This is a genomic window from Bariatricus sp. SGI.019 (assembly GCF_050315235.1).
GTDB lineage: Bacteria > Bacillota > Clostridia > Lachnospirales > Lachnospiraceae > JAFBIX01.
Genome location: NZ_JBNPOQ010000008.1, coordinates 54,301 through 70,659, shown reverse-complemented (window position 1 = coordinate 70,659; position 16,359 = coordinate 54,301). Strand labels below are relative to the sequence as shown.

Sequence of the window (16,359 nt, the reverse complement as noted above, 5' to 3'; positions counted from 1 at the left end):
TAGGAGGCGTAATACAATGAGTATTCCTGAGAGATTAACAAATTTACGTGCAAAAATGGCAGAGAAAGGAATCGATGCTTATATCGTTCCAACTGCAGACTTTCACCAGAGCGAATATGTTGGGGAATATTTTAAGGCAAGAAAGTATATTACTGGATTTTCTGGCTCTGCAGGTACAGCAGTTATCACAAAAGATGAAGCCCGTCTTTGGACGGATGGACGTTACTTCATTCAGGCAGCAAAGCAGTTGGAAGGTACAACTGTAGAATTAATGAAGATGGGAGAACCAGGAGTACCGGAACTCACAGCATATCTGGAAGATATCCTGAAAGAAGGAGATACTCTTGGGTTTGATGGACGTGTGGTTTCTGTCGGAGAAGGACAGGAATATGCAGACATTGCAGCTAAAAAAGGAGCAAAGGTCGAGTATCATGAGGATCTGATCGATCTGATCTGGGAAGATCGTCCGGAACTTTCCAAAGCACCTGCATTTTCTCTTGGAATTGAGTATGCAGGCGAATCCGCAGCAGATAAGCTTAAGAGGACTCGCGAGGAGATGGAGAAAGCCGGAGCAAATGCACATGTGCTCACGACATTGGATGACATCTGCTGGACACTGAATATCCGTGGTGATGATATTGAATTCTTCCCGTTACTTTTATCTTATGCCATTATTAAGATGGACTGCATGGAACTCTATGTTGATGAGAGTAAGCTGGATGATGATATCAAAGCTTCGCTGGCAGAACTGAATGTCAACCTCCATCCATATAATGATATCTATGAAGATATCCGTACGTTGGATGAGAATACGGTAGTTATGGTTGACCCAAGTAAGTTAAATTATGCTCTGTATAATAATATTCCGGAAAATGTTAAGAGAGTAGAAGAGAGAAATCCGGCGATTCTTATGAAAGCAATGAAGAATCCGGTAGAGATTGAAAATATCCGTAAAGCACAGATCAAAGACAGTGTTGCGCATGTAAGATTCATGAAATGGTTGAAAGAAAATGTGGGCAAGATGAAGATCACAGAGATGAGTGCTACAGAAAAACTGGATGAACTCCGTGCTGAGATGGGCAACTTTATCCGCCCAAGCTTTGAGCCGATTGCTTCTTATGGTGAACATGGTGCGATCGTTCACTACACATCATCACCAGAGACTGATGTTGAGCTGAAAGAAGGAAGCTTCTTCCTGACTGATACGGGTGCAGGATTCTGGGAAGGTTCTACAGATGTTACAAGAACTTATGCGCTTGGTGAAGTAACACAGCAGATGAAAGACGACTTTACTTTAGTTGCAATCAGTAACCTTCAGCTTGGCAGTGCGAAGTTCCTGGAAGGATGTACAGGTATGGTACTTGATATCCTGTCAAGAAAACCATTCTGGGATCGTAATATGAACTTCAATCATGGAACCGGACATGGTGTAGGATACCTTCTGAACATCCATGAAGGACCTGCTGGTTTCCGTTGGAGATATCGTAAGGGAGAGACAGAGGTGTTGCGTGAAGGTATGGTTATTACAGATGAGCCGGGAATCTATATCGAGGGCTCTCATGGTATTCGTCTGGAGAACGAACTTCTCTGCTGTAAGGGTGAGAAGAACGAATATGGACAGTTTATGTATTTTGATGCGATTACACTGATTCCAATGGATCTGGATGCAATCAATCCTGATATCATGACAGCAGAAGATAAGAAGCTCTTAAATGATTACCATAAGAAAGTATATGATACCATTTCTCCATATCTGAATGATGAAGAAAAGGAATGGCTTGCGAAGTATACCAGAGCAATCTAATCCAAATGGCCTTATATATAAAAAGTACTGGAGTGCGTTGTGTTGAACAATGCACTCCAGTACTTTTTATACATATGATAAAGACTGCAAAATGATACATGATTATATATGCGGGTTAATAATATCGAAAGAAAATGGGAAATCTTTTTCACACATGTGATTATCCCGCAACATCTTATCAATCGAAAGCTTATAATGTGAATATATAATATCACAGATTGCATGGCAATCTTTTGTAGCATAGATGTCAAAAAGTTCTTTGTGTACTTTGTATTGCTTTCCGGTTACTTTTGAACAATCATCTACTTGACAATAGAAAGAAAAGAATGATACAAAATCTAATGCGTTCCAAGCGCTGACGAGATATGGCATATGCGCTTCGTTAATCAAGATTTTGTGAAACTCATTATCGTAAATAATTGATTCTGTATAGTCGGAATCATCCATATTCTTCATGGATTCTAATACATCCTCCATCTCTTTGAAGGCTGCATCGGAGATGGTGCCGGCACATGCACGAGCAGCAGAAAGTTCATAGGTTCCGCGAATCAGAAGAGCTTCGATGACATCTGAAAGAGAAACGTTGCGTACAGAACAGCCAACATTTCGCGTATATTCAATCAATCCTTCCTGTTCCAATTGGCGAAGTGCTTCGCGAACAGGGCCATGACTGACTCCAAATTGAGTAGCAAGTTCAGATTCAGTAATCCGCATACCAGGTTCAAGTTCATGATGTAATATTTTTTTTCGTACGGCGTCTGCGACCTGTTCCCGCAGCGTCTTATGATGAATAATGTTTTTCATAGTGACAATAATCCTTTTGTAAAAATGTATACTTGAAAAAGTATATAAATTCATATTTATATAATATCATAAAAAAGTGGGAATAAATAGAATTTATATACATATTTTTTTATTATTTTTCATTTTCAGAGATTTAAAATCCGATGGCAGATAAATGGGAAATTAGTGCTTGCATTATAGATTTTAATTGGGTAGAATGATTATATCGGGGTATGGCTCAGTTTGGTTAGAGCGCACGGCTGGGGGCCGTGAGGTCGCAGGTTCGAATCCTGTTACCCCGATTTTATTTTTTTATGCCACGGGATGTCAATGATAAATTAAAAAACAATATTAAAGGAGGTATGTTATATGTTACATGAAGTAAAATTTCAGTCTTTTAATGAGCGGGATGAGGTCTATGGCTGGGTATATGTTCCTGCTGCCAGGCCAAAAGGGATTGTACAGATCATCCATGGATTTGGTGAGCACTCAAGAAGATACCTGCACATGATTGTGAAGTTTCTGGATGCCGGATATATTGTAGCTGCAGATGATCATGTTGGACATGGAAAGACGGCATTGGAGAATGATACCTGGGGCGACTGGGGCGACAAGGGATGTCATACCATGATGGAAGATGAGCATACGTTGAAGGAAATGGTATGTAAGATGTATCCAGAACTGCCATATTTTATATACGGTCATAGTATGGGGTCATTCATAGCAAGAGATTTTATTGCAAAGTATGGTGATGAGTTGGCAGGCGTAACGTTGTGCGGAACTGCAGGAGTATTTCCGGGAGCAGAAGAGTCAGAAAAAGTGTTGAAGCAGGTCGTAGCTGAGGGAAAAGGAAAAGAATCTGACCCATCTTATGCAGGAGCATTAATGGGATGGATGTGTGAGAGATGTGGCGAAATTAAGCTCGGGAATGAATGGATCTGCTCAGATCCATATGTGCAAGAAGATCATGCAATGGATCCGTTCGATGCATTTACAAAACCAACAACAAACCAGTCTTTGTTATATTTTGTCCAGATGATGTTGGTAATCACTGGAAAAGAGTGGGCAGAAAAAGTTCCGGCGAAACTTCCGATATACAATATTGCCGGAAATGAAGACCCGGTTGGAATGTATGGAAAAGGGGTATGTGAAGTCAGCAACTGGCTGTATGAGACAGGTCATAAGGTTGAGACAAAGTTATACTCTGGCTATCGGCACGAAATCCATAATTATTCAGATATAAAGGATGAAGTAGAAGACGGAATTGTAGCATTTATGAATAAGAATCTGTAAAACAGACAGAAAATCAGTTTTTCACAGAATTCAGACGTTGCAATTTACATAGAAAAATACTATAATTTTTTTATCTCATCTTTTATCAGAAAAATAAAGAAAAGCAGAGGTATAGATTATGAAAAAAAGAGTTGTAGTTGCATTAGGACACCGTGCCCTTGGTACAACGCTGCCAGAGCAGAAAGAAGCAGTGAAGAAGACAGCAAAAGTAATCGCAGATCTGATCGAAGCTGGTTATCAGGTAGCTATTACTCACAGTAATGCACCACAGGTTGGAATGATCCATACAGCGATGAATGAATTTGGAAAAGTACATCAAGATTATACAGCAGCACCAATGTCTGTATGTTCTGCAATGAGTCAAGGATATGTCGGGTATGACCTTCAGAATGGAATTCGTGAAGAATTGTTGAACCGAGGAATTTACAGAACTGTCAGTACAATACTTACACAGGTAATCGTAGATCCATACGATGAGGCTTTCTATACACCAACCAAGATATTAGGCCGTTATATGAACGTGGAAGAAGCGAATGAAGAGCGCAAAAAAGGAAATTATGTTGTGGAAGAGCCGGGAAAAGGTTATCGTCGTATCGTATCTGCCCCGAATCCAGTAAGCATAGTAGAGATTGATGCGATTAAAGCTCTTTTAGATGCGGATCAGATTGTAATTGCCTGTGGCGGAGGTGGAATTCCTGTCCTGGAACAGGATCATCATCTGAAAGGTGCAAGTGCTGTCATTGAGAAAGACTTAACTGCAGGTAAGATGGCAGAAGAAGTTGATGCGGATGAATTGATTATTTTGACCAGTGTCGAGAAGGTTAAGATCAATATGGGCAGAGAAAACGAAGAGGAGCTGGGAGAGATCAATCTGGAACAGGCAAAGCAGTACATGGAAGAAGGCCATTTCGGAGAATACAATATGCTTCCAAAACTCAGTGCATCCGTAGAATTTATTGAAAAGAGAGAAGGAAGAAGTGCGTTGATCACATCTTTTGATAAATTAAAAGATGCATTAAAAGGAAAGACCGGAACATTGATCAGATAACAGGCGAATATTTGGATAAAAATGGGACATACTACTTGAAAAATATAAGGAGGAATGACCCATGAAAGCCAGAGTAAATGATGGATGTATCTCATGTGGTGCCTGTGTTGCTGCCTGCCCGGAAGTATTCCGGTTTAATGATGACGGAGTTGCAGAGGCATACACAGATGTAGCACCAGAATACGAAAGTACAGCAATTGAAGCAAGAGATGGATGTCCAGTAAATGTCATAGATATTGATGAATAGCTGGATTCGGATAGTCCAGAATATGAAAACCCGCATATACTACAAGTAAGTAGTGGATGCGGGTTTTGTTATGGTGACAAAGAAGGTGACGATGGCAGAATCTGCGGTTTGAATATGGGTGGTGTGGATATGCGTCTGTGTGAATTGGAGAATAAAGAAGTGATTAATGCATGTGATTGCAAAAAACTAGGGTACGTGGTAGATCTGATTATAGATGAGTGTAATGGATGTATCGAAGCACTGGTGATTCCAAAGGCAGGAAAGATCTGTGGCTTTTTATGTGATGGGTCAGAATATATTATTCCTTTTAAATGTATCAAAAAGATTGGGCCAGATATTATTCTGGTTGAGATACATGAAGAAAGAAAAAAATAACATTTATAGAACTTTTTTTGACATATTTCATAGTTTTATATCAAAATATGACAATTATATGCTATAATAATAACATTAGTGTATTAACGTGAAAAAGAAAGGAAAAGATATGGCGAGTCAGGTAATAGAAATGGCCTGCCCAGGATGTGGGGCACGCGTCACAACAAGTCAGACGGTCTGTGATTTTTGTCACAAACCGATTACAATCTCAACATTCAACAGTGTATATTCTATGCCGATGCCGGAGGTGAATAAATATGCAGGAGCATACCGAAAAGCATTGGCCGATTATCCGGATGATCAGCAATTGAATACATCAATTGCGATGTGTTATCTGAAGCTTAAGCTGTACGATAAGGCACTGGAAGCATTTGAAAAAGCAATGGAGGATAATTTTGATAATTCAGAGACATTTTTTTATGCTGCCGTGTGTTTATTAAAAGGAAAGAAAGCATTTGTACAGCAGCGTCCTACAATCAATAAGATTGAGGAGTATATTCAGGCAGCAACGATGATTGAACCGTTGGGAATCTATTATTATTTTTGGGCGTATATCAAATATGATTACTATAAGAGAAAATATTTGAATACAACACCAAACTGGCAGGATATGCTGGCACAGGCAGAGGCGTACGGATTATCACCATATGATGTAGATCAGTTATATGGTGTATTAGGCGTGGATCGTCCGGCAGATTTATAGTTATTTACGAATGAGAATAAAAAACTAAAAGAAAAAAAGAGGAGGGCACAATTATGGGATGTGCAGAAATGATTGGCTATGCGTTAGGAGGAACAGCAGCAGTTGCAGAGCAGAAGGCAAGATTGGAGAATATGAAGAAAGGAAAGACGGAAGAGCAGAAGAATGTAATTGACTTCTTTATGAATCTGTATGCCGGATGTGGCTGCGGTGTCGGCTCCAGAGGAGCAAAGATGACCATGAATCAGTATCAGCAGATTGTATCGAATAAGTTATATTCATTGAATCTGAAGCAAAGAGCGATGGACAAGATCGGTCTGGATGAAAGCGAGATCAATGAGATTCCGCCAATTGTTCTGAGCGGCTATGATTTTGATTCTAACGATGTGCTTGTGCGAGTTATTGATGATGTGGCGGTATCATCAAGATTCAGTGTTTCATGGATCTTCTTTAGTGCAACACAGCTATATGCTTATACATATACATTTGAGACGATCAGTGATAATACCTGGGAGCAGACGCAGGATTTCTTCTATCAGGATATTACCTCATTTACAACATTGCAGAAGGTTGTTGAGAAAATCGATATCACCAGCACAGGATGTATCAAGAAGGGTGAAAATATCATGAAGAATAATTATATCGTAGACAGCCTTAAAATTATTGTTCCTGGTAATTCATTCAGTTTTTCTATGCGTAACAACGAATCATTGGAGCAGAGTATTCAGGCTGCGAAAGCAATGCTTCGTGAACGTAAATTTGCAAAATATTAATTACATAGGGAGAAGGGGGAGAACTGTGCCTTTGGCACAATTCTCCCGTTTTATATAAATATGGAAGAAAAATATTATGTTGAAGGTGTAAAAGTTGCATATTCAAATATTCCAAAAGCACCGTATAACCCTTTGAAGCGGCCAGAGATACATTATACCAGATTCTGGATTGCATTGATTGGTTTCATAATATTAATGATTGCAGGGGGATTCGCAGGAAGGTATCTGTTCAGTGACAGCCAGAGACCGGTGATATTTACAGTCTGCCTGTGTTTTGGCATGGGTGTGATATATATGATGTTAATCGCAAAGCGGGCGATTATCTGGCTGGTACATCTCTATCAGAATAAGGCTTCTGATGAGATGCGCCTGCAGTGTGTATTTGAACCCAGCTGTTCGGAATATATGATTCTTGCAGTTGAAAAATATGGTGTGATACGTGGTGTTCATAAAGGTATTAATCGGCTTCGAAGATGCCATGGACCAAACTGCGGAGTGGACTATCCGTAGAATGATAAGAAGAGAGGGCGTAAGACGGTATGACAGAGAATCAGATTTCAGTGGAATATTTACAGAGCAATGAAGCGGTTGCGATGGGAGCAGTGGAGATCACGGCAATCCCGGATATTTCAGTTATTGATGGAAAGAGAATGGATGTTGATGCTGTAGTCGCAGAATATAAGCGAGATATGGGACAGCTTTTAAGTGAGATTTACCAGCATTATAAAGAAGAGAGTACAGTTGCGGGTCAATATAAGGATATTGCGCTGGAAATGATCTGGACAACGGAAGAGGTCAAGAATCAGCCGTATAAAGCGCGGGTGAAGATGTATTTCGTTGTGCGTGCGATTGATGTGGCAGAACCGAACGCGATTCGTCTTGTAAATGGGCTGCTCTCTATTATTAAATCAACGGTTGAGCTGCAAAAATATGAATATCAGGATGTTACGGCTGTAGAGTTGCAGAAAGAGATGTATCGTATAAAAGATACTGCAGTTAAAGCATTGGTAAAGGAAGAGCGGATAGAGAATCTTCAGAACCAGATTCTTCCTTATTGCTATGCGTATGATCGTATTACAGATACCGGAAAAGATCTGAGTTATATTCTTAATACGTTGATACATTATCCGGATTGTGCATTATCTGTTCAATTGATCCCGACGGTATTTGATGCAGGTGAGATGGCGGAGTTGAATAACGTGCTTCAGATAGTTGATTCTCTGGGACATGGAGTTATGGATATGGGAATGGCTAATGTTACATTTGCTATGGCGCAAAAGCAGGCAGATAATTACCGTTACTATGTACAACAGAACAACAGCCCTCTGTTCTTGTATAATATTCTCGTCTATGGGGATGCTCAGGCAGTGCCGAATATCGCAACACGTGTATATGGTCAGATTACGAATCCGGAAGCGCCGGTCAATATGAAGCTTCTGGATCTCTATGCAGATGAAGTGCAAAAGGACAGTAATCTGTATCCACTACCATGGGCAGTAAACGAGATTCTGACAGGTGCAGACCGCGATATGAATATATGGAATAGTGGAAACTTCAGTCAAAACTATTACCGACTGCCATATATTATTACTGCAGAAGAAGCCTGCGAATTGTTCCGCCTTCCGGTGGGAAGCGACCGCGTGTCTGCCGGACTTCCGGTAAATGAGGCAGGGAAATCAAGTAAAACGTATGCCGATAATATTATCAATGCCGGGGATATTGAGATTGGTGTGCTGAAGTCATCTTCGAGGGGAGATAAGATTGGAATCTCCCTAAAAGATCTGGCAAAACATATGTTGGTGGTAGGAACTCCTGGCTCTGGTAAAACAACCTTTTCTGTAGGATTGTTAGATCGTCTCTGGAAAGACCATGGAATTCCATTCCTTGTAATTGAACCTGCAAAGAATGAATATCGCGCACTGGTGCAGAGTATTCCGGAACTGCAGGTATTCACCCCTGGAAAGAATTTTATATCACCGTTTGTATATAATCCATTTATTCCACCGAAAAATGTGAAGTTGGAGACGTACAAATCTACACTTAAGACAGCATTTGCAGCAGCGGTTTCCATGTCTACACCGCTGGATAAGATATTTGAGGAATCTATTAATAATTGCTATTCGGATTTTCGATGGCTGGATACCTATACCAGTGATGATATGGGAAAAGTATTCAATATCACAGACTTTGTTAAATGTTTTCAGGAAACGTTTGATGCGATCGGATACACCGGGGATGCGAAGAATATCGGGCGTGCCGGAGTGGTCCGTCTGAATTCACTGGTCAACTTGTTCGATAATTATTATTCAATCCCGATTGAAGATATGTTGAAAAAACCGACGATTATTGAGTTGGCAGCGATTGAAAACAGCGATCAGAAGGCACTGATTATCTCGTTGCTGTTACTTTCTATTCTGGCCTATGTAAACAGCAATTATGTAGGCGAAGGAGGCCTGAAGAACGTCATCTTATTGGAGGAGGCCCATGTGCTTCTGGATGCAGATACGAATGCAGGACAAGGGGATGCCAATCCAAGCGCAATTGCGCAGGGACTGGTAAAACGCATGTTAGCTGAGATCCGTTCGTATGGAGTTGGTCTGGTGATCGCAGATCAGTCTCCAAGAAAAGTATCCACAGATGTGGTAGCCCTGACGGATATAAAAGTGGCATTTCGTCTGGTGGAGGCAACAGATAAGCAGATTCTGGCAGATTCTGCAAATATGGATGAAGTGCAGACAAAGCGTCTTGCAAAACTAAAACCAGGTGAAGCGTTCTTCTTCTTTAACAAGTTGGAAGAACCGGAGGAGATCAAGACACCGGATTATCGTCTGCAGAATAAGATCAGCATCTCATTATCTGACGACGGCATTAAAGAGCTGTCGACTTATTGGAATGATAAGCAGGAGAAATTGCGCCCTTATCCAGAATGTCCATATGTCAAATATTGTAATAAGACTTGTGATTATAACCGCAGGGTATTAGCAAGAGAAGTGGCACGGCGTATCTTTAACCGTAATTTCACGCCGGAATCAAAAGATTTTGAACTAGTAAGGCAGATCATTCCGAGACTACGTCCTTTGATTCAGGCAGAAATCAATAACGAGGTAATGGATAATGAATTAGTTGCTTGTGTAAAGGTTCATCTTTTTAGAAAGATAAAATATAATACCAGAATCGAAATTCATGATGCAACCATTCAGGCGAATCTTTCGAAAGCATAGGTGGGAAGATGTTAGATTATAGAGAAATGAACGACCTGCAGGAGTTCGGCTATCGTCCATCATCCCGTGATATTTTTTCTGATGTACAGCAGGAAGTGCAGGATATACCTGATGATATAGAAGGATATTATGCGGAAGAATATCAGGATGTGCAGCAGGAAGTGCAGGATATACCTGATGATATGGAAGGATATTATGCAGAGGAATATCTGATGCCTGAAAATGAGATTCAGGATATTCCGGAAGATATCATCGGTGATGAACCGGATTACTGGGAGATGGCAGCACCTACACCAGTCAGTGAAATGCATGAACCAGAACCGGATGTTAATATTCCTGGCTCGCAAGTGGCGAAAGATGTAGAAGTCGGGGCACCGGGAGAGACGTTCAATGAAGAACAGGATATGGGTGTTCCAGGGGAAGATTTTCAGGAAGAGGAAGACATGGATGTGCCGGGAAGCCAGGTGGATACGGATGAAGATATGGATGCACCTGGTGCTCACTATGAGACGAAAGAGCAGCAGGAAGGGAATGATTGTCGCGATATCAGTGAGATTATGGAGGCATTCCAGTCTGAAAATTGGGAAGGACTCTCCGATGATGCCCGCAAGGAAGCGATTGATGAGTTGAGCGAATATGTGGCGCAGGATCTGAATATAAAGGATAAACCGAAGATAGAATTTTATAATAATGAAGACAGCGGAGATTTTGGAAGTTACTCTCCTGACGAAAATACCATTTATATTAATGAGTTCAATATGGATAATGCGGTGGAGACAGCAGATACGATTACCCATGAAACAAGGCACTGTTACCAGCATGAGTGTGCCGATCATCCGAAGACAGAACAGGATTATGCATTCAGAGATAATTTCGATAATTATGTCACACCAGATATGGATTTTGAAGGGTATGAAGATCAGATCGTAGAGGCAGACGCACGTGATTATGCACAGGCATACAGAGATATGATTTCGTAATGTGCCGGAAAGGAAAGTTTATGAGAGAACAGATATTTGAATATCTTGTTGAAAAGGAAAATCAGACGCCAAAACTGGCTTCTCAGATGTGCGATAAATTGGAGAAACATCCAGATATTATGGGTGAACTATACCAATATATTCAGACGGGCAAGTTTGAGGAGGAGCATCCGGTAACAGTAGAGGGTTATACAGCAAAGATGCTGGAATCGACGACCTATTTAAAGCCTGTTGGAGCATATAATTATCTGATTTATCTTCGCAATAAACCCGAAACTGCATTGGCAAAGTTGAAGCAGGGACTGCCATTACGATAAGGAGGATGTACCATGGATGAATTTTCAGAAGATATGGATTTTGATGTGGACACGGATGTCGATGTAGATATGGATGTCGATGTGGACATGGATGCCGATATGGACATGGATGTCGATATGGATACAGATGTAGACATGGATATCGATGATGATATCGATGTGGATACAGATGTAGACATGGATATTGATGAAGATATAGAGATGGATGATGAAATTATCGACGATGATATAGATTATGACGATGAAATCATTGATGATGATATAGAGATGGATGACGAGGTAATAGAAGATGATATCGTCGAAGATGAAGAAGTAGTCGAAGATGAAGAAGTAGTCGAAGATGAAGAAGTAGTTGAAGATGAAGAAGTAGTTGAAGATGAAGAAGTAGTCGAAGATACAGATGATTTGGAAGAAGATGGAGATGTTGAGAGTGATGAAGTAATCGAAGCGGAAGATGATACTGCTGTAGAAGACGAAGTCAGTGAGGAAGCAACTGAAGCCGATGAAATGGTCGAGGAAGATACAGATATCACAGCCGATGAATCCATAGAAGAAGAGGAAAATCCAACGGATCTGGAAGGAACGGAGACTGAAGAGCCGATAGAGGAAACAGATAATCTGGAAGAAGATGTCGAGAGTGATGAAGTAATCGAAGCAGAGGATACAGTTGAAGAAGAGGATACCATTGCGGAAGACGAAGTCAGTGAGGAAGCAACTGAAGCCGATGAAATGGTCGAGGAAGAAGCAGATATCACAGCCGATGAATCTGTAGAAGAAGAGGAAAATCCAACGGATCTGGAAGGAACAGAGACTGAAGAGCCGATAGAGGATACAGATGATCTGGAAGGAGATGTCGAGAGTGATGAAGTAATCGAAGCAGAGGATACAGTTGAAGAAGAGGACACCATTGCGGAAGACGAAGTCAGTGAGGATGCAACTGAAGAAGATGAAGAAGTAGTCGAAGATGCAGATGATCTGGAAGGAGATGTCGAGAGCGATGAAGTAATCGAAGCAGAAGATACTGCAGAAGATGATACTGCTGTAGAAGACGAAACGATTGGGGAAGTAACTGCAGAAGATGAAGTGGTCGAGGGGGATGAAGATATCACGACCGATGAATCCATAGAAGAAGAGGAAAATCCAACGGATCTGGAAGGAACAGAGACTGAAGAGCCGATAGAGGATACAGATGATCTGGAAGAAGCTGTTCCAGAACAAGCTGAGAATCTAATTGATCAGGAGGATATAGGTTCCGTTGAAGTTCTCACGGAAGAGATGGCTGACAAACCTCAGCAGGAACAGCATACGTTTGAAGATTGGATCAATCCGGATAACTATGATGAAGACGGACATTACATAGGAGATGGACAAGACTTCGGATATAAACCGGAAGGAATGGAAGCATCAGAATACGGAGAACAGATTGATCAGCAGGCGCAGGATTCTTATGCAGAACATCTTGCGCAGGAAGATGCAATGGCGGACTCGGATGTGGCAGATACTGATACGGCAGATACAGATACGGCAGGTGCCGGAGGCGATTCAGGCGGAGGCTCAGGAGTTTCAGAGATTGTTCCGGATGATACAACAGGATCAGGAAAGCATACGTTTGAAGATTGGATCAATCCGGATAATTATGATGAGAATGGTCATTACATAGGAGATGGACAGGACTTCGGATATAAACCGGGAGGAATGGAAGCATCAGAATACGGTGAGCAGATAACTCAGGATGCGAAAGATGCCTATGCAGAGCATATTAAGCAGCAGCATATGCCGATGGAAGATCAGGCACAGGCTTATGCGGAATATGCAGAAGCTTTGGATAATTACGGAAAAACCCCAGAAGAACTGGAAGAAGTGACAGATGTATCAGATGATATGATTCCGGAAGATATTTTGGAGGATATTTCAGATGATGCAGATGATCTGTCTGTTGACAGTAATGAGGTGATTCAGGATATTGAGGACGATGTAATTTCAGATGATTTGACAGTTGAAGACATCAACATAGATGCGGTTACAACAGAAGATATGAATACAGATGAAGTTACAACAGAAGATATGAATGCAGATACTGTCAATGAGGAGAAGCCAAAGCAGAGTGCGATGGAGGCATGGTTAGATCCGAAGAACTATGATGCAAGTGGACATTTTGTAGAGAATCCGGACAGCCTTACCGATGATAACCGCTGGGATTCAAATCGCGATACGCCAGATGGCACAGAGATACCTCCAAAGCCATTCATCAAAGAAGCCCCGGAACTTGACTTGGAAGAATCCGCAGGTGTTCATGGAGAAACCGCAGACCAGACAATGTCTGAGAACAGTCATTTTGGCATGGGACCGGCGCAGGCCCAGATGTATGATTACATGTGTGAACACAATTATGGAAAGGGAGATTATCCAGAATATTCTCAGGATCCAGAATGGCAGAGATTGAATGCTGCATTGAAGAATGAACTGGGAATTCCGGCAGATGTTCCGGCATATGATAATGATAATATCCCATATGGATATACAGAGCCGATGAATGCAGATCCAACCGGAACGATTCCGACAGAACCAGTAATTCCATCTGCCAATCAACAGGAGCCATCTGTACAGGGGCCGATTGAGAATTCTGTGGGCAATCAGGATATGAAAGATATCAAAGAAGAGATTGCAAAAGATTTGATGGACAATTATGATGTTGGTAAGGCAGATTTTCATGATTTTAATCCAGACGTTGCAAGTTCCGTATCAGATGCTGTACACGACGCCAAGAAAGATTTCCCGGATCTGGAAGTGAAGTTTCTTGGAAGTATCGATACCCAGGTGGCAGGTATTCGGGATGAATATATTGATTATTATACAAAGGAATTGAAGAAGATACCGAATTCTGGATGGAATGAGGATGAGATAAGGTCGATTGCAGAACATAATGCGGATAAACTTATCTCGAATTGGGGACTGGATGACACAGATGGAACATTTGCGTGGTCACTGCATATTCCTGAGAATGTTGATCCGACAGGAGGAAAGCTGGATCAATATACAGGAGTTGCTATTAACAATACTTATGCTTCGGATTATGAGGCTTTTACGGATGCAAAGCAGGAGGAAGTACGCATTAAGCATAAACCAATTGGCTGTGATACACCGCGTGCAACGATTGATCATGAGTTGGGACACGAGATAGATAATATGTTGGATGCATGTCATGATGAGAAAATGATTGGGCTATATGAAGAGATGATGAGTAATGGCAATGCACAGGATGTGTTGTCAGGATATTCACAGACCAATATCAAAGAATTTATTGCAGAAGGATATTCAGAATATCGGAATAATCCACAGCCTAGGGAATATGCAACGAAGATCTATGAGAGACTGATGCAATTAAATCAGAGAAGAAAGGGGAGATTCTTTTGGAAGAAAAAATAAAATATAAATTGGAACTGCCAGAGGGGATAGAATTACCGGAAGGCTGTGAATTGCCAGAGATCGAACTGGGAAAGGCAAGTCTTCGAAGAACGGTAATTCAGGAAGATGGTACGATGACGGAAAAAGAAGAGACATTATGGATTCCAAGAATTAAAAAGGAGGAAACGTAGATGGGACTTTTTAGTAAAAATCCAAACGAAGTAAATTATACAGGAGGAAAAAAACACTGGACTGACGTAATCAAGAATTCCGGACCCGGCGATCTTCTGATCTGGAGGCAGCCGGAGGAGGATTTTAATACGAATTCGACATTGGTCGTAATGCCGGGAGAGGAAGCTGTTTTTATTAAAGGCGGCGTGATTGAGCAGGTATTTGATAATGGTACATATAAGCTTTCTACAGAAAACTATCCATTCATCAGCAGATTACGAAATGCATTTTCAGGGGGAATCAGTACCTTTAATTGCGTTGTGTATTTTGTGCGTAAGGCTTCTGGACTGGAGATCAAGTGGGGGACAGAATCTCCGATTCAGGTCCGCGACCCGGTTATGCAGATTATGACCAGTCTGCAGGCTCGTGGAGCATACAAAGTACAGGTAGAAGATGGAGCAAAATTCCTGACCAAATTATTGGGAAATAACATTCAGTTCCTGATGCAGGATGAACTTGATAACTTCTTTATCAGTGAATTCCAGGAGCATATTAAAACGACGATCGCAAAATATGTGAAAAACTCTCAGGAAGAGATTCTTGGAATCTGTGCAGAGCAGGATGTACTGGCAGAAAGTATTAAGCCGCAATTGCAGGAAATCTTAGATGACTATGGATTGAAACTGATCAGTTTTTCTATTATGGGATTAGATATTCCGCAAAATGATCCGAACCGTGCAGCGTTGGAAGAAGCATTTGCGAAAAAAGGTGTTGTCAATATTCTTGGCGATGACTGGGGCAGAGTACAGGCAAGCGAGATTTTAAGAGATCTTGCGAATAACCCTGGAGCAGGAGGAATGGCCGCTGCTGGAGCAGGAATGGGAATGGGAATGGCTGCCGGTGGTGTGTTCGGAGGTATGGCACAGCAGATGTTTGCACCGATGAATAATAATCAGAATAGCGGCCAGCAGAATGCGAATCCGGGACCGAGCGGAAGATTCTCACAGAGACGAGGGATGGCGCCGGGACAGGCAGATGCCGGCCAGCAGAATATGGGACAAGCAGCAGGCATGACTTGTACGGCATGTGGGGCCAGTCTTGCACCAGGAGCAAAATTCTGCGCTGCTTGTGGAACTCCTGTCAGTCAGAAGGCATTTTGTACAACGTGTGGAGCAGAACTAGCACCGGGGGCAAAGTTCTGCAGCCAGTGTGGAACACCGCGGGCATAGATATAGAAAAGGA

15 protein-coding genes and 1 tRNA gene are annotated in these 16,359 nt (G+C 41.5%); 15 read left to right on the top strand and 1 reads right to left on the bottom strand.

From position 1 onward, the window contains the following. Positions 1 to 16: 16 nt before the first annotated feature. Positions 17 to 1,804, top strand: a complete 1,788-nt coding sequence (locus ACQRD1_RS06735) for an aminopeptidase P family N-terminal domain-containing protein (protein WP_235232527.1) — start codon at positions 17 to 19, stop codon at positions 1,802 to 1,804. A gap of 102 nt (positions 1,805 to 1,906) precedes the next feature. Here the strand turns inward: ACQRD1_RS06735 and ACQRD1_RS06730 are convergent, their stop codons facing one another. Beyond that, positions 1,907 to 2,608 carry a GntR family transcriptional regulator gene (locus tag ACQRD1_RS06730; protein WP_235232528.1) on the bottom strand — a complete coding sequence of 234 codons (702 nt, stop codon included), beginning with the start codon at positions 2,606 to 2,608 and terminating at the stop codon, positions 1,907 to 1,909. Positions 2,609 to 2,814: 206 nt separating this feature from the next. On the opposite strand from ACQRD1_RS06730, the gene ACQRD1_RS06725 reads away from it, so the two are divergent. The 14 genes from ACQRD1_RS06725 (at position 2,815) to ACQRD1_RS06660 (ending at position 16,346) form a co-directional block, all read left to right on the top strand. Next, positions 2,815 to 2,889: transfer RNA gene (locus ACQRD1_RS06725), tRNA-Pro, on the top strand. Positions 2,890 to 2,956: 67 nt separating this feature from the next. Beyond that, positions 2,957 to 3,880, top strand: a complete 924-nt coding sequence (locus tag ACQRD1_RS06720) for an alpha/beta fold hydrolase (RefSeq protein ID WP_235232529.1) — start codon at positions 2,957 to 2,959, stop codon at positions 3,878 to 3,880. 118 nt (positions 3,881 to 3,998) lie between these two features. Next, positions 3,999 to 4,928 carry a carbamate kinase gene (gene arcC, locus ACQRD1_RS06715; RefSeq protein WP_235232530.1) on the top strand — a complete coding sequence of 310 codons (930 nt, stop codon included), beginning with the start codon at positions 3,999 to 4,001 and terminating at the stop codon, positions 4,926 to 4,928. A 61-nt stretch (positions 4,929 to 4,989) separates the two neighbouring features. Further along, positions 4,990 to 5,175, top strand: coding sequence for a ferredoxin (locus ACQRD1_RS06710; protein WP_235232531.1), 186 nt, complete (start codon positions 4,990 to 4,992; stop codon positions 5,173 to 5,175). A 129-nt stretch (positions 5,176 to 5,304) separates the two neighbouring features. Continuing rightward, complete coding sequence (locus ACQRD1_RS06705; RefSeq protein ID WP_235232597.1) at positions 5,305 to 5,550, top strand: PRC-barrel domain-containing protein; 246 nt, start codon at positions 5,305 to 5,307, stop codon at positions 5,548 to 5,550. A gap of 109 nt (positions 5,551 to 5,659) precedes the next feature. Beyond that, positions 5,660 to 6,253: a tetratricopeptide repeat protein gene (locus tag ACQRD1_RS06700; RefSeq protein ID WP_235232532.1), complete on the top strand. Its 594-nt coding sequence runs from the start codon at positions 5,660 to 5,662 to the stop codon at positions 6,251 to 6,253. 53 nt (positions 6,254 to 6,306) lie between these two features. Then, entirely contained in the window at positions 6,307 to 7,023 is a 717-nt protein-coding gene (locus tag ACQRD1_RS06695; RefSeq protein ID WP_235232533.1) for a hypothetical protein, read from the top strand. Positions 7,024 to 7,083: 60 nt separating this feature from the next. Then, positions 7,084 to 7,533: a membrane protein insertion efficiency factor YidD gene (yidD, locus tag ACQRD1_RS06690; RefSeq protein ID WP_235232534.1), complete on the top strand. Its 450-nt coding sequence runs from the start codon at positions 7,084 to 7,086 to the stop codon at positions 7,531 to 7,533. A 29-nt stretch (positions 7,534 to 7,562) separates the two neighbouring features. After that, a complete protein-coding gene (locus ACQRD1_RS06685) occupies positions 7,563 to 10,244 on the top strand; it encodes an ATP-binding protein (protein ID WP_235232535.1) in 2,682 nt (893 codons plus the stop codon). Positions 10,245 to 10,252: 8 nt separating this feature from the next. After that, on the top strand, positions 10,253 to 11,224 hold the full coding sequence (locus tag ACQRD1_RS06680) for a hypothetical protein (protein WP_235232536.1): 972 nt from the start codon (positions 10,253 to 10,255) through the stop codon (positions 11,222 to 11,224). Between the two features lie 20 nt (positions 11,225 to 11,244). Continuing rightward, positions 11,245 to 11,541, top strand: a complete 297-nt coding sequence (locus ACQRD1_RS06675) for a hypothetical protein (RefSeq protein ID WP_235232537.1) — start codon at positions 11,245 to 11,247, stop codon at positions 11,539 to 11,541. A gap of 12 nt (positions 11,542 to 11,553) precedes the next feature. After that, positions 11,554 to 14,967: a hypothetical protein gene (locus ACQRD1_RS06670; RefSeq protein WP_427787195.1), complete on the top strand. Its 3,414-nt coding sequence runs from the start codon at positions 11,554 to 11,556 to the stop codon at positions 14,965 to 14,967. Further along, positions 14,952 to 15,137, top strand: coding sequence for a hypothetical protein (locus ACQRD1_RS06665; protein WP_235232539.1), 186 nt, complete (start codon positions 14,952 to 14,954; stop codon positions 15,135 to 15,137). Before ACQRD1_RS06670 ends, ACQRD1_RS06665 begins: the two co-directional genes overlap by 16 nt. Continuing rightward, the gene (locus ACQRD1_RS06660; protein WP_427787194.1) at positions 15,138 to 16,346 is read left to right on the top strand and encodes an SPFH domain-containing protein; all 1,209 of its coding nucleotides are present in this window, start codon (positions 15,138 to 15,140) and stop codon (positions 16,344 to 16,346) included. Positions 16,347 to 16,359: the final 13 nt, after the last annotated feature.

Bases quoted from the DNA above. Each gene is read 5' to 3' on its own strand.
- ACQRD1_RS06685 (WP_235232535.1), top strand. From the start codon at position 7,563: ATGACAGAGAATCAGATTTCAGTGGAATATTTACAGAGCAATGAAGCG.
- ACQRD1_RS06710 (WP_235232531.1), top strand. From the start codon at position 4,990: ATGAAAGCCAGAGTAAATGATGGATGTATCTCATGTGGTGCCTGTGTT.
- ACQRD1_RS06670 (WP_427787195.1), top strand. From the start codon at position 11,554: ATGGATGAATTTTCAGAAGATATGGATTTTGATGTGGACACGGATGTC.
- ACQRD1_RS06735 (WP_235232527.1), top strand. From the start codon at position 17: ATGAGTATTCCTGAGAGATTAACAAATTTACGTGCAAAAATGGCAGAG.
- ACQRD1_RS06660 (WP_427787194.1), top strand. From the start codon at position 15,138: ATGGGACTTTTTAGTAAAAATCCAAACGAAGTAAATTATACAGGAGGA.
- arcC (WP_235232530.1), top strand. From the start codon at position 3,999: ATGAAAAAAAGAGTTGTAGTTGCATTAGGACACCGTGCCCTTGGTACA.
- yidD (WP_235232534.1), top strand. From the start codon at position 7,084: ATGGAAGAAAAATATTATGTTGAAGGTGTAAAAGTTGCATATTCAAAT.
- ACQRD1_RS06680 (WP_235232536.1), top strand. From the start codon at position 10,253: ATGTTAGATTATAGAGAAATGAACGACCTGCAGGAGTTCGGCTATCGT.
- ACQRD1_RS06720 (WP_235232529.1), top strand. From the start codon at position 2,957: ATGTTACATGAAGTAAAATTTCAGTCTTTTAATGAGCGGGATGAGGTC.
- ACQRD1_RS06705 (WP_235232597.1), top strand. From the start codon at position 5,305: ATGCGTCTGTGTGAATTGGAGAATAAAGAAGTGATTAATGCATGTGAT.
- ACQRD1_RS06675 (WP_235232537.1), top strand. From the start codon at position 11,245: ATGAGAGAACAGATATTTGAATATCTTGTTGAAAAGGAAAATCAGACG.
- ACQRD1_RS06700 (WP_235232532.1), top strand. From the start codon at position 5,660: ATGGCGAGTCAGGTAATAGAAATGGCCTGCCCAGGATGTGGGGCACGC.
- ACQRD1_RS06730 (WP_235232528.1), bottom strand. From the start codon at position 2,608: ATGAAAAACATTATTCATCATAAGACGCTGCGGGAACAGGTCGCAGAC.
- ACQRD1_RS06695 (WP_235232533.1), top strand. From the start codon at position 6,307: ATGGGATGTGCAGAAATGATTGGCTATGCGTTAGGAGGAACAGCAGCA.